Raw genomic sequence first — 14,057 nt, forward strand, 5'->3', positions numbered from 1 at the left:
CGGACCTTCCTCCTGCTGCCGCAGCCCGGCTCCCCCCGCGGCCGTCTGCAACGTACGCCGGGCCGGCCTCCACCACGGTCAGAGGAGTATCCGTTGGTTGCCCTCAACGGTAGTTCGCGTCTCGGGACAGCAGATTCCCTAACGATGCTGGGCCCGGACTTTCCCTTCGCGTACGACGAATGGCTGGCGAGTCCGCACGGCCTCGGCGAAATTCCCGCGGCGGAGTTCGGCACGCCCGTCGCCGTGATCGGGGCGGGGATATCGGGCCTCGTCACCGCCTACGAGCTGATGCGGCTCGGGCTGCGCCCCGTCGTCCACGAGGCGGGACCGGTCGGCGGGCGCATGCGCTCGGCCGCGTTCGAGAGCCGTCCGGACACCGTGGCCGAGCTCGGCGCCATGCGCTTCCCCGCGTCGGCGACCGCGCTGCGCCACTACATGGACCTGGTCGGCCTTCGCACCCGGCCCTTCCCCAATCCGCTCACCGAAGCCAGCGGCTCCACCGTCGTGGCCCTCGGCGACGACCGGCACTACGCCCGGCACGCGGGCGAACTCCCCGACGTCTACCAGGAAGTCGGCATGGCCTGGGACAAGGCACTCCAGGAGCACGCCGAGCTGTTCGCCATGGACGACGCGATCCGCCGCCGCGACACCGCCGCCATCAAAGCCATCTGGAACCCGCTGGTACGCGCCCTGGACGACCAGTCCTTCTACGGCTTCATCGCCCGGTCACCCGCGTTCCAGTCCTTCAAGTACCGCGAGATATTCGGCCAGGTCGGCTTCGGCGCGGGCGGCTGGGACACCGACTTCCCCAACTCCATCCTGGAGATCCTGCGGGTCGTCTACACCGGCGCGGAGGACGACCACCGGCTCGTCGTCGGCGGCTCCCAGCAACTGCCGCTCCGCCTGTGGTCCCACGCGCCCGACGACCTCGCGCACTGGCCGGCCGGCACCTCCCTGGAGTCGCTGCACCGCGGCGGGCCCCGCGGCGGCGTCGCCCGCCTTCGGCGCGGCCCGCGCGGCATCACCGTCCACGAGCACGACGGCACCGCCCACACCTACCCGGTGGCTGTCTTCACCCCGCAGAAACGCACCCTGGTCACGAACGTCCGCTGCGACCGGGCGCTGCTGCCCACGCCCGTGTGGACCGCCGTGGAGCGCAGCCACTACATGGGCTCGTCCAAGCTCTTCGTCCTCGTCGACCGCCCCTTCTGGCGCGAGCGCGACCCGCTCACCGGCCGCGAGGTGATGAGCACGACCCTCACCGACCGCATGCCCCGCGGCGTCTACCTCTTCGACGAGGGCCCCGACCGCCCCGGCGTCATGTGCCTGTCGTACACCTGGAACGACGACTCCCTGAAGATGGCCCCGCTGACCGCGGAGGAGCGCCTCGACGGCGTCCTGGACGCGCTCGCCCCCATCTACCCGGACGTCGACATCCGCTCCCGCCTCATCGCGCCGCCCCGCACGGTGACCTGGGAGACCGACCCCCACTTCCAGGGCGCCTTCAAGGCCAACCTGCCTGGTCACTACCGCTACCAGCGGCGCCTGTTCACCCACTTCATGCAGGACTGCCTCACCCCGGACCAGCGCGGCTTCTTCCTCGCCGGTGACGACGTCTCCTGGACCGCGGGCTTCGCCGAGGGCGCCGTGACGACCGGGCTCAACGCCTGCTGGGGCGTGCTGCGCCACCTCGGCGGCGCCACCCGGCCGCTGAACCCGGGCCCCGGCGACCTGTTCGCCTCGCTCGCACCGATCGACCTGCCCGACGACTGAGGTGAAACACATGACGGCAGGGGCCCCGGGGCGAAAGCTCCGGGGCGCCCGTGAACAGCAGCGGCATCAGGACGAGCGTGAACATCACGTCCACCTTGTCGCTGTTCACGGACGTCCCCAGGCACAGGCCGATCGACGCCCCGGCGAGCGCGCCCAGCGCGGCGATCCCCAGGGCGGGCACGGTCCGGCTGAGCGGCCACGACAGGTCGAGGAGCACCATGCCGACGGGCGTCATCATCAGGGACGCCACGAATCCGTACAGCGCCCCGAAGAGGATCTTCTCCACGGCCACCAGGCGCAGCGAGATGGGTGAAAGGAGCCGGTCCTCGATCTCGCGCGTGTACGAGAAGTCCACGACGAGCGGCAGTGCCGTGTTCTGCATGCCGCCGAGGAATCCGTTCAGGGCGAGCACGCCGGGCAGCAGGACGGAACTGTAGTCGCCGTCCACATAGCCCGCGTCGCTCAGCAGCACGCCGAACACGAACAGCGTGAAGAACGGCTGGATGATGGCCTGGCCGATGAACGTGGGGAACTGGCGCAGGGCGACGAAAACATCGCGCCACATGATGGCGCCGAAGGTGTGCAGCTGCCGCTTGGCCGGCGAAGCCCCGGTCCCCGAAGCTGCCGCAGTCGTCACGGTCATCGCAGATTCTTTCCGGTGAGGTGAAGGAAAACGTCTTCCAGGGAGACCTTTCCGATGCCGACGTCCGTGACCCGGTAGTCCCGTTCGGTCAGCGCGGTGAGCGCCGGCTGCAGCGCCTCGACCGGCTCGGTGTCGGTGTAGATGCGGAACCGGCACGCGTCCGCGGGCGGCGTCTCCGGGTCGACCTCGTCGACCTGGCGCACCCCCGGCAGGTCCGAGAGCAGCTTCGCCACCGGCTCCGGCCCCGCTTGCGACCGCACCGTCAGGGCGAGCGTCGAGTGCGCGGGCAGCAGCGTGCCCAGGCCCTCGGGGGTGTCGAGGGCGAGCAGGGTGCCCCGGTCCACGATGCCGACGCGGTCGCACAGCTTGGCGGCCTCGTCCATGTCGTGGGTGGTGACCACCACCGTCACCCCGCGCTCGGCGAGCTCCGCGACCCGCTCGTGCACGAACAGGCGGGCCTGCGGGTCGAGTCCGGTCGCGGGCTCGTCGAGGAACAGCACGCTCGGCCGGTGGATGAGGGCCCGCGCGATCATCACGCGCTGCACCTGCCCGCCGGACATGTCGTCGACCTTCGACTTGCGGTAGTCGGCCAGGCCCATCTGATCCAGGAGCTCATCGGCCCTGCGGCGCCGCTCGGCGCGCGGGATGCCGTGGTAGGTGGCGTGGAACAGCAGGTTCTGCCGCACCGAGAGCGAGCGGTCGAGGTTGTTGCGCTGAGGCACCACCGCGAGCACCCGCTTCGCCTGTCTCGGCCGCGCGACGACGTCCACGCCGTCGATCACGACCTCGCCCGAGGTCGGCCGCACCCGGGTGGTCATCATGCCCACCGTCGTGCTCTTCCCCGCGCCGTTGGGGCCGAGCAGACCGAACACCTCACCCCGGTGCACTTCGAAGCTCAGACCGTCGACCACGCGGCGTGCGTTGGCCGCGTACTGTTTCACCAGATTCTCAACCCGGACAGCGTATTCCACGCTGCTGACCCTAGAGCCGGGCGAGAATCCCGAACACCCCTGTATCTGCCCGGCCCCGCGGCCCGATAGGGGTTTGTTAGGGGTGGGTTCGGCACCTGTGCGCTGTTACCGTGCAGCGGTATTGTGGGCAAATTTATCCGAAGTGCGGTCAGGAATTCGCGGTACGATTTCCGGGGCACACTCTCTGAATTTTCCCCGAGTACACGGTCGGGGTCATCTCCCGACGTACAGTCAGAAATTTCTGAAAGCCATCACGGCCGGTGCTACGGAGTGGAACAATGAGCGACTTCGAGGAATTCGCAGCCCATTCTCACGCGGAGGCGCCCGCCGACGTGGAAGACCTGCGCGTCGCCCTCGAAGGCCGCTCGCGCGCGGAACAGGAGCGGCGGCTGCGCGCCGTGGTCACCGGGGAGGTCGCGGCCGTCCTCGGCGGCGCCGACGGCGACCGCCCGTCCGGCGATCTGTCCCGCCCCTTCCTCGACCTGGGCCTCGACTCCCTGACCGCGGTGGAGCTGCACCGCCGCCTCCAGCGCGCCACCGGCCTCAGGCTGCCCGTCACCGCCGTCTTCGACCACCCCACCGCCGACGCCCTCGCCCGCCACCTGCGCGCCGAGCTGTTCGACAGCGCCGACGACACGTACGTCCCCGCGGCCCGCCGCGCCGACGACGAGCCCGTCGCCATCGTCGCCATGAGCTGCCGCCTGCCCGGCGGCGTCGAGACCCCCGAAGAGCTCTGGCAGCTGGTCGCCGACGAGGTGGACGCCATCTCCGGCTTCCCCGCCGACCGCGGCTGGGACCTCGCCGCCCTGTACGACACCGACCCCGACCGGCCCGGCACCTCGTACGTCCGCGAGGGCGGCTTCCTGCACGACGCGGGGGAGTTCGACGCCGACTTCTTCGGCCTCTCGCCCCGCGAGGCCCTCGCCACCGACCCGCAGCAGCGCCTGCTCCTCGAAGCGTCCTGGGAGGCCCTGGAGCGGGCGGGCATCGACCCGGCCTCGCTGCGCGACTCCGGCACCGGCGTGTTCGTCGGCGCCGAGACCCAGGAGTACGGGCCCCGCCTCGGCGACGCCGGTGACGGCCTGGAGGGCTACCTCGTCACCGGCACCGCCGCCAGCGTCGCCTCCGGCCGCATCGCCTACACCCTCGGCCTCCAGGGCCCGACCATGACGGTCGACACCGCCTGCTCCTCCTCCCTGGTCGCCCTGCACCTGGCCGTGCAGGCGCTGCGCCAGGGCGAGTGCGCGCTCGCCCTCGCGGGCGGCGTCGTGGTGATGGCGTCGCCCGGCTCCTTCCTGGCCTTCAGCCGTCAGCGCGGTCTGGCGCCCGACGGCCGCTGCAAGCCGTTCGCGCAGGGCGCCGACGGCACGGCGTGGGGCGAGGGCGTCGGCATGCTCGTCCTGGAACGCCTCTCCGACGCCCGCCGCAACGGCCACAAGGTCCTTGCCGTCGTCCGCGGTTCCGCCGTCAACCAGGACGGCGCCAGCAACGGCCTGACCGCCCCCAACGGCCCCTCCCAGCAGCGCGTCATCCGCGCCGCCCTCGCCAACGCGGGCCTCGCCGCCGCCGACGTGGACGCCGTCGAGGCCCACGGCACGGGCACCACCCTCGGCGACCCCATCGAGGCCCAGGCCCTCCTCGCCACGTACGGCAAGGACCGCCCGGAGGGCCGGCCGCTGTGGCTCGGCTCCCTGAAGTCCAACGTGGGCCACACGCAGGCCGCCGCCGGTGTCGCCGGAGTCATCAAGATGGTGCAGGCGATGCACCGGGGCGTGCTGCCGAAGACCCTGCACGTCGACGAGCCGAGCAGTCACGTCGACTGGTCGGCGGGAGCCGTCGAACTCCTCACGGAGGCACGGGAGTGGCCCGCGCGCGAGGACGGGCCGCGGCGCGCGGGCGTCTCGTCGTTCGGCATGAGCGGGACGAACGCGCATGTGATCCTGGAGCAGGCGCCGCCCGTCTCCGAGTTGGCCGATGAGCCTGATGTCGCAGGTCAGTCCGGCGTGTCCGGTCAACCGGACGTGATCGTTCTGCCTGAGGCTGTCGTTCTGCACGAGGCGGTCGGTCGGTCCGAGGCGGCCGGTCGGCCCGACGGCTCCGCCGCGCCCTCCGTCATGTCCGGCCGGGTGCCGCTGGCCCTGTCCGCGAAGTCCGACGACGCCCTGCGGGCGCAGGCGGCGCGGCTGCGGGAGCGGCTGCTCGCGCGGCCCGCTCTCGAACCGCTCGACGTGGCCTGGTCGCTCGCCGTCACCCGCTCGCGGTTCGAGCGCCGCGGCGTGGTGCTCGGGCGCGACCGCGACGAGCTTCTCGCGGGCCTCGAACGGCTCGCGGACGGCGACCTCGTGGCCGGTGGCGCCGTCACCGGGCGTGCCGTCCCCGGCGCCGCCCGGCCGGTGTTCGTCTTCCCCGGCCAGGGCTCGCAGTGGGCCGGGATGGCTCGCGAACTCCACGACGAATCACCGGTGTTCGCCGCGCGCATGCGCGAGTGCGCCGACGCCCTCGGCCCGTTCGTGGACTGGGACCTGTTCGACGAGCTGGACGGCGGGAACTTCGACCGCGTCGACGTCGTGCAGCCCGTCCTGTTCGCCGTGATGGTGTCCCTCGCCGCCGTGTGGCGCGCGGCCGGGGTCGAGCCCGCCGCCGTGGTCGGCCACAGCCAGGGCGAGATCGCCGCCGCGTGCGTCGCGGGCGCCCTTTCCCTGGAGGACGCGGCCTGGGTGGTGGCCCTGCGCAGCCAGGCCATCGTCGAACTCTCCGGCCGCGGCGGCATGGTCTCCGTACCGCTGCCCGAGCGGCAGGTGCGCGAGATCCTCACCCAGTGGGACGACGACCTGTCCGTGGCGGCGGTCAACGGCCCCGCCCACGTCGTGGTCTCCGGTGCCGCGGCCGCCCTGGAGGAACTGGTCGCGCAGTGCGTGGCCCGCGACATCCGCGCCCGCACCATCCCCGTCGACTACGCCTCGCACTCCGCGCACGTCGAAGCCATCGAGGAGCACCTGGAGCGGGTCCTCGCCCCGGTCGCGCCCCGCACGCCCGACGTGCCGCTGTACTCCACCCTCACCGGGGACTGGCTCGCCGACGACACCCTCATGGACGCGGGCTACTGGTACCGCAACCTCCGCCAGACGGTTCTCTTCGAGCACGCCACCCGTGGCCTCCTCGCCGAGGGCCACGGCCTGTTCCTGGACCACTACTGGCTGACCGAGCAGCGCACCGACTCCGGCACACCGCTCGCCGCCACCGACGAGGCGGAGGCGCGCTTCTGGGAGGCCGTCGAGCGCGAGGACGTCGACGAGCTGTCCTCCACCCTCGGCGACGTGGCGCAGGGCGCGCTCAGCGAGGTCCTGCCCGGCCTCTCCGCATGGCGGCGACAGCGCCGCGAACGCGCCACCATCGACGCCTGGCGCTACCGCGCCACCTGGCAGCCGCTGCCGGGCGGCGCCCTGCCGCCCGCCCGACTGTCCGGTCCGTGGCTCGTCGTCCTGCCCCACAGCGCCCGCGCACACCGGTGGGCGACCGGGGTCACCGAAGCGCTCGCCGCCGCCGGCGCCGAGCCCCTCGTCCTCACCCTGGACGCGCGCGAGGCGACCCGTACACACCTGGCGGAGCGGCTGCGCGAGGCGACGGAGAACGCTGCGGCGGCGCCCGTCGGCGTCGTCTCGCTGCTCGGCCTCGACGAGTCCGCCGTCGCCGGTCACGACGCCGTGCCCGCCGGGGTCGCGGGCACCCTCGCCCTGGTGCAGGCCCTCGGCGACACCGGAGCCGAGGCCCGGCTGTGGGCCCTGACGCAGGGGGCCGTCTCGACGGGGCGCAGCGACCGCCTCGACCACCCCCTCCAGGCACACCTGTGGGGCCTCGGCCGTGTCGTCGCCCTCGAACACCCCGACCGCTGGGGCGGCCTCGTCGACCTGCCCCGCGACCACGACGCGCGCGCCGCGACCCGGCTCGCCGCGATCCTGGCCGCCGCCCGCGACGGGGGCGAGGAGGACCAGCTCGCCGTGCGCGGCTCCGGCGTCTTCGCACGCCGTCTCGTCAGGGGCGAGGCCACCGGCGCCGACCTCACCCGCGCCACCCGCTGGACCCCGCGCGGCACCGTCCTCGTCACCGGCGGCACGGGCGCCCTCGGCGGGCACGTGGCGCGCTGGCTGGCCCGTGAGGGCGCCGAGCACCTCGACCGCCCTGCACGACCTCACCCGCGGCCTCGACCTGGACGCGTTCGTCCTCTACTCCTCGGCGTCCGGCGCCCTCGGCAACGCGGGCCAGGCCAACTACGCGGCGGCCAACGCCTATCTCGACGCGCTCGCCGAACAGCGCCGCGCCGACGGCCTGCCCGCCACCTCCGTCGCCTGGGGCACCTGGGACGGCGCCGGGCTCGCCGACACCGCGGTGCGCGCCGACCGGTCCCGCCGTGACGGCATGCCGCCGATGGCACCCGAACCGGCCGTCGCCGCCCTGCGGGACGCGGTCGAGCGCGGCGACGCCACCGTCCTCGTCGCCGCCGTCGACTGGGACACCTTCCTGCCCGGCTTCCTCGCGGCCCGCCCCAACCGGCTCTTCGACACCCTCCCCGAAGTGCGGCAGCGGTCCACCGGCCCGGCTTCCGCGGAGGCGCCCGCGGGCCACGCCGTCACCGGGCCCGACTGGATACGGCGCCTCGCCCCCCTCCCCGGCGCCGAACGCGCCGCCGCCCTCCTCACCTTCGTCCGCACCCAGGCCGCCGCCGTCCTCGGCCACTCCGCGCCCGAGTCCGTCGACCCGGCCCGCGCCTTCCGCGAGCTGGGCTTCGACTCCCTCACCGCCGTCGAGCTGCGCAACCGCGTCCAGGCCGCCACCGGCCTGCGCCTGCCCGCCTCCCTGGTCTTCGACTACCCCAACTCCACCGCCCTCGCCGCCTATGTGGGCGAGGAGGCCTTCGGCACCACCACCGAGACCGGCGGCACGCCCGCCCCGGTGGCCACCGCCGCAGACACCCACGGCGACCCCGTCGCGATCGTCGCGATGAGCTGCCGCTTCCCCGGCGACGTCCGCTCACCCGAGGACCTGTGGCGTCTCGTCGCCGACGGCCGCGACGCCATGGGCGAATTCCCCGCCGACCGGGGCTGGGACCTCGCCGAGCTGTACGACCCGGACCCCGACCGGGCGGGCAAGAGCTACGTCCGCGAGGGCGGCTTCCTGCCGGACGCGGGCGACTTCGACGCGGACTTCTTCGGCATCTCGCCGCGCGAGGCCCTCGCCATGGACCCCCAGCAGCGCCAGCTCCTGGAGACCTCCTGGGAGCTGTTCGAGCGCGCGGGCATCGACCCGACGACGCTGCGCGGCACCCGCGCGGGCGTCTTCGTCGGCTCCAACGGCGACGACTACATCTCCCGCATGGCCACCGTCCCCCAGGACATCGAGAGCCACGTCCTCACCGGCAACGCCGTGAGCGTCATGTCCGGCCGCCTGTCGTACGCCTTCGGCCTCGAAGGCCCCGCGGTCACCGTCGACACCGCCTGCTCGGCATCCCTCGTCGCCCTGCACCTGGCGGCGCAGGCGCTGCGCCAGGGCGAGTGCGACATGGCCCTGGCGGGCGGCGTCACCGTGATGGCGTCACCGGACACGTTCGTCCAGTTCAGCCGCCAGCGCGGGCTGGCCGCCGACGGCCGCTGCAAGGCGTTCGCCGAGGCGGCGGACGGCACCGGCTGGGGCGAGGGCGTCGGCCTGCTCCTCCTGGAGCGTCTGTCGGACGCCCGTCGTCACGGTCACGAAGTCCTCGCTGTCGTACGGGGCTCCGCCGTCAACCAGGATGGCGCCAGTAACGGCCTCACCGCTCCCAACGGTCCGTCGCAACAGCGCGTCATCCGGGCCGCGTTGACCAACGCCGGTCTGTCGGCCGGTGACGTGGACGCGGTGGAGGCGCACGGCACCGGCACCACTCTGGGCGACCCCATCGAGGCGCAGGCGCTCCTCGCCACCTACGGGCGTGATCGTTCCGATGACCGGCCGCTGTGGCTCGGCTCCGTGAAGTCGAACATCGGTCACACCCAGGCGGCAGCCGGTGTCGCGGGCGTCATCAAGATGGTTCTCGCCATGCGTGAGGGCGTCCTGCCGCCCACGCTGCACGTGGACCAGCCGAGCACCCACGTCGACTGGTCGGCGGGCGCCGTCGAACTCCTTACGGAGCCCCGCGAGTGGACCGAGCGCGCCGATGCGCCGCGCCGCGCGGGCATCTCGTCCTTCGGCGTGAGCGGAACCAACGCCCACGTCATCGTGGAACAGGCGCCGGTCGAGGAGGTTACGGAGGTCGTGGAGCCGGTCGCGCCGGTCACGGCCGTGCCGTGGCTGGTCTCGGGCCGCACCGCGGAGGCTCTCCGGGCGCAGGCCAACCGGCTGCGTGAGTACGTCGACGCCGATGGCGGCCCCCATCCGGTCGACGTCGGCTGGTCGCTGCTCTCGGCCCGTGCCGTGCACGAGCACCGGGCGGTCGTCCTCGGCAGGGGCCGGGAGGAACTGCTGGCCGGACTCGAAGCGGTGGCGTCCGGCGGGCGTGGGGCCGTCACAGGCTCGGCCGTCGAAGGCCGCCTGGGCGTTGTCTTCACCGGTCAGGGCAGTCAGCGGCTCGGGATGGGCCGGGAGTTGTACGAGGCGTTCCCGGTCTTCGCGGATGCGTTGGACGAGGTGTGTGCTCATATTGATCCGTGGATAGAACGTTCGCTCCGGAGCGTGATGTATGGTCCGGACGCCGACCTGCTTGAGCAGACGGGTTATGCGCAGCCCGCGTTGTTCGCCGTCGAGGTGGCGCTCTACCGTCTGGCCGAGTCCTTCGGCGTACGTCCGGAGATCGTCGGCGGTCACTCCATCGGTGAGCTGGCTGCCGCGTACGTGGCCGGGCTCTGGTCTCTCGAAGACGCGGCTCAACTGGTCGCCGCTCGCGGCCGGTTGATGCAGGCGCCGGAAGGTGAAGTGGCTGAAGGTGTCGCATGCCTTCCACTCGCCGCTGATGGACCCGGCCCTGGACGACTTCCGTGAGGTCGCGGCCAAGCTGACGTACCAGGAACCGACACTGCCGGTCGTCTCCAACGTCACGGGTGAACTGGCGGACACCGCCGAGTTGAAGGACCCGGAGTACTGGGTCCGCCACATCCGTGAGGCGGTCCGGTTCCACGACGGCCTGAACGCCCTCACCGAGTACGGCGTTTCGACGCTCCTGGAGCTGGGCCCGGACGCCGTCCTGACGGCCATGGCGCACGACACGCTCACCGAGCCCGCCGCGCAGACTGGTCTGATCGCCGCCCTGCGGAAGGACCGCCCGGAGGCGGACACCTTCCTGACCGCTCTCGCCCACCTGCACGTACGGGGCATCGGCGTCGACTGGACCTCGGTGTACGCCCCGGTCGAGTCCCGGCGCCTTGTCGACCTGCCGACGTACGCGTTCCAGCGCGACCACTACTGGCTGGACCTCACGGAGTTCACGGCCGCCCCCGCGGGCGGGGGTGACGTCGACGAGGTGGAGGCCCGGTTCTGGGAGGCCGTGGAGGCCGAGGACCTGGAGTCGCTGAGCGCCGAGCTGGGCGGCGGTGCCGACGGCGGGGCGCTGGGCGAGGTGCTTCCGGTCCTGTCGTCGTGGCGGCGACAGCGGCGCGAGACCTCCACCGTCGGCCGGTGGCGGTACCAGGAGTCGTGGAAGCCGTTGACGGGCCTCAGCCCGGCGGCCTTCGACGGCACGTGGTGGGTGGTCGTGCCCGCCGACGAGGACGCGTACCCGTGGGTGGCGGCGGCGGTCGCCGGTCTGGAGGAGCGCGGCGCGCGCGTGGCCCGGATCCCGGTCGGCCCCGACGAGGCCAACCGCGAGGCGCTGGGCGGCAAGCTGCGCGAACTCATCGACGTACAGGGCGGGTCGGAGCTGCCGCGAGGCGTCCTGTCGCTCCTCGCCCTCGATGACAGCGAAGGTTCCGCCGACCCGACGGTGTCCGTCGGGCTCGAAGGAGTACTCGCTCTGCTCCAGGCACTCGGTGACGCCGAGGTGGCGGCGCCGCTGTGGGCCGCCACGTGCGGCGCGGTGACCACGGGCCGTTCGGACCGGCTCACGGCACCCCGACAGGCACCCGTGTGGGGCATGGGCCGGGTGGCCGCACTGGAGCAGCCCCAGCGTTGGGGCGGCCTGGTCGACCTGCCGCCGCAGCCCGACGAGCGGGCACGGCTGCGGCTCGCCGACGCGATCGGCGCGGCGACGGGTGAGGACCAGCTGGCGGTGCGCGGCTCGGGAGTGTTCGTACGCCGCCTCATACGCGCGGCGGCCGACGACGCGCCGATGGGGGAGTGGACGCCGAGCGGCACCGTCCTCGTCACCGGCGGCACCGGTGCGCTCGGCGGGCGCGTGGCGCGCTGGCTGGCCCGAGCGGGCGCCGAGCACCTGGTGCTCACCAGCCGTCGCGGCCCGGACGCGCCGGGTGCGGCCGAACTCCGGGCCGAACTGGAGGAGTCGGGCGTACGCGTGACCGTCGCGGCCTGCGACGTCGCCGACCGGGATGCGCTGGCGCGGCTCCTGGCGAACTACGCGGCGGCCAACGCCTTCCTGGACGCCTTCGCCGCCCACCGCCGCACCCTCGGCCTGCCCGCCCTGTCCCTGGCCTGGGGCCCGTGGGCCGGTGGCGGCATGGCGGCCGACGGCGGAGTGGTGGAGCAGCGCGTACGGGACAGCGGCATGCCCGCGATGGACCCGGACCTGGCCGTCGCCGCCATGGCCGCGGCCCTCGCGGCCGCGACGACGGGCGGCGGCTCCGCGGCGGTCACCCTCGCCGACGTCGTCTGGGACCGGTACGCGCCCAGCTACGCGACGGCACGCCCCCGCCACCTATTTGACCAGCTCCTCACGGCAGACCCGGCGGGGAAGCCGGCCGCCGGGCAGGAGCGGGCGCGGGCCGCGGACCCGGACACGGCCTCGCTCGCTGAGCGGCTCGCGGCCCTTCCGGCGGCGGAGCGGGAGCGGGCGGTACTCGACCTCGTACGCGACCACGTCGCCACCGTCCTCGGCTACCCGGCCGGCAAGACCGTGGACGCCGCCCGCCCCTTCAAGGACCTGGGCTTCGACTCGCTGACGGCCGTCGAACTGCGCAACCTCGTCGGCGCCGCCAGCGGACTCCACCTTTCGGCGACGCTCGTCTTCGACCACCCGACCCCGGCGGCCCTCGCCGCGTACCTGCGCGGCGAACTGCTCGGCGGCCTGGCGCCCGACAGCGCCCAGCACCCGGCCGCCGCCCCTACGGGCGCGGGCACGCCGGACGACGGCGACCCGATCGCGATCGTATCGATGAGCTGCCGCTTCCCCGGCGGCGTCCGCTCGCCCGAGGAGCTGTGGCGGCTGCTGCGCGACGGCAGGGACGCCATGGGTGACATGCCGGACGACCGCGGCTGGAACGTCGCCGAGCTCTACCACCCTGACCCCGACCACGCCGGGACCAGCTACGTCCGCGAGGGCGGCTTCCTCCACGACATGGCCGAGTTCGACGCCGACTTCTTCGGCATCTCGCCGCGCGAGGCCCTCACCATGGACCCGCAGCAGCGCCTCCTCCTGGAGACGGCGTGGGAGGCCTTCGAACGCGCGGGCATCGATCCCGCGACCCTGCGCGGCAGCCGCACCGGCGTCTTCTCCGGCACCAACGGCCAGGACTACGAGCACGTCCTGCGCACCGCCCCCGACCGTGGCGAGGGCTACCTCGGCACCGGCAACGCGGCGAGCGTCGTCTCCGGCCGCCTGTCGTACGCCTTCGGCCTCGAAGGCCCGGCGGTCACCGTCGACACGGCCTGCTCGTCCTCTCTCGTCGCGATGCACCTGGCGGCGCAGGCGCTGCGGCAGGGCGAGTGCGACCTGGCCCTCGCGGGCGGCGTGACGGTGATGTCCACGCCGGACACGTTCGTGGAGTTCAGCCGCCAGCGCGGGCTGGCCGCCGACGGCCGCTGCAAGGCGTTCGCCGAGGCGGCGGACGGTACGGGCTGGGGCGAGGGTGTGGGTCTGCTCCTGTTGGAGCGGCTTTCGGACGCCCGCCGCCATGGCCACGAAGTCCTGGCTGTCGTACGGGGTTCCGCCGTGAACCAGGACGGCGCCAGCAATGGTCTGACGGCCCCGAACGGTCCGTCGCAGCAGCGTGTCATCCGGGCCGCGTTGGCCAACGCCGGTCTGTCGGCCGGTGACGTGGACGCGGTGGAGGCCCACGGCACCGGCACCACCCTGGGCGACCCCATCGAGGCCCAGGCGCTTCTGGCCACCTACGGTCAGGAGCGCCCAGAGGACCGGCCGCTGTGGCTGGGGTCCATCAAGTCGAACATCGGCCACACCCAGGCGGCAGCCGGTGTCGCGGGCGTCATCAAGATGGTCATGGCCATGCGTGAGGGTGTGCTTCCGCAGACGCTGCACGTCGACCGACCGAGCACACATGTGGATTGGTCGGTGGGTGCTGTTGAGCTGCTTACGGAGTCCCGCGAGTGGGCCGAGCGCGCGGACGTCCCGCGCCGCGCGGGAGTCTCCTCCTTCGGCGTGAGTGGCACGAACCAACGATGGTCTGGACCCGGTGGACGTGGGTTGGTCGCTGTTGTCGGGGCGTGCTGTGCATGAGCATCGGGCGGTGGTCTTCGGCCGGGAGCGGGGCGATTTCCTGCGCGGCCTTGAGGTGCCGGTGTCGTCGGGTTCGGTG

Annotated in this window: 5 protein-coding genes and 2 pseudogenes; 5 read left to right on the forward strand and 2 right to left on the reverse strand. The window is 73.2% G+C overall.

All coding sequences use genetic code 11. The features are described from left to right. Nucleotides 1-144 precede the first annotated feature (144 nt). Nucleotides 145-1,773: a flavin monoamine oxidase family protein gene (locus tag IG74_RS0125075; RefSeq protein WP_030681582.1), complete on the forward strand. Its 1,629-nt coding sequence runs from the start codon at nt 145-147 to the stop codon at nt 1,771-1,773. Here IG74_RS0125075 and IG74_RS49655 read toward each other — a convergent pair. Further along, on the reverse strand, nt 1,661-2,416 hold the full coding sequence (locus IG74_RS49655) for an ABC transporter permease (RefSeq protein WP_078869019.1): 756 nt from the start codon (nt 2,414-2,416) through the stop codon (nt 1,661-1,663). The genes IG74_RS0125075 and IG74_RS49655 overlap by 113 nt on opposite strands. Beyond that, the gene (locus tag IG74_RS0125085; RefSeq protein ID WP_199818884.1) at nt 2,413-3,357 is read right to left on the reverse strand and encodes an ABC transporter ATP-binding protein; all 945 of its coding nucleotides are present in this window, start codon (nt 3,355-3,357) and stop codon (nt 2,413-2,415) included. The genes IG74_RS49655 and IG74_RS0125085 overlap by 4 nt, the downstream gene beginning before the upstream one ends. A gap of 290 nt (nt 3,358-3,647) precedes the next feature. Here IG74_RS0125085 and IG74_RS54745 point away from each other — a divergent pair, with 290 nt between their 5' ends. The 4 genes and pseudogenes from IG74_RS54745 (at nt 3,648) to IG74_RS54760 (ending at nt 13,978) form a co-directional block, all read left to right on the forward strand. Next, the gene (locus IG74_RS54745; RefSeq protein WP_420709938.1) at nt 3,648-7,799 is read left to right on the forward strand and encodes a type I polyketide synthase; all 4,152 of its coding nucleotides are present in this window, start codon (nt 3,648-3,650) and stop codon (nt 7,797-7,799) included. 13 nt (nt 7,800-7,812) lie between these two features. After that, a pseudogene (locus IG74_RS54750) lies at nt 7,813-9,057 on the forward strand (beta-ketoacyl synthase N-terminal-like domain-containing protein); the annotation flags it as partial. Between the two features lie 141 nt (nt 9,058-9,198). Then, nucleotides 9,199-10,395: pseudogene (locus IG74_RS54755) on the forward strand (acyltransferase domain-containing protein); the annotation flags it as partial. Continuing rightward, nucleotides 10,325-13,978, forward strand: coding sequence for a type I polyketide synthase (locus tag IG74_RS54760; RefSeq protein WP_037826007.1), 3,654 nt, complete (start codon nt 10,325-10,327; stop codon nt 13,976-13,978). The pseudogene IG74_RS54755 and the gene IG74_RS54760, both read left to right, overlap by 71 nt. Nucleotides 13,979-14,057: the final 79 nt, after the last annotated feature.

Source organism: Streptomyces sp. NRRL B-1347, assembly GCF_000720325.1.
Lineage (GTDB): Bacteria > Actinomycetota > Actinomycetes > Streptomycetales > Streptomycetaceae > Streptomyces.

Coding starts and splice junctions, on each gene's coding strand:
- IG74_RS0125075 (WP_030681582.1), top strand. CDS start 145: ATGCTGGGCCCGGACTTTCCCTTCGCGTACGACGAATGGCTGGCGAGT.
- IG74_RS49655 (WP_078869019.1), bottom strand. CDS start 2,416: ATGACCGTGACGACTGCGGCAGCTTCGGGGACCGGGGCTTCGCCGGCC.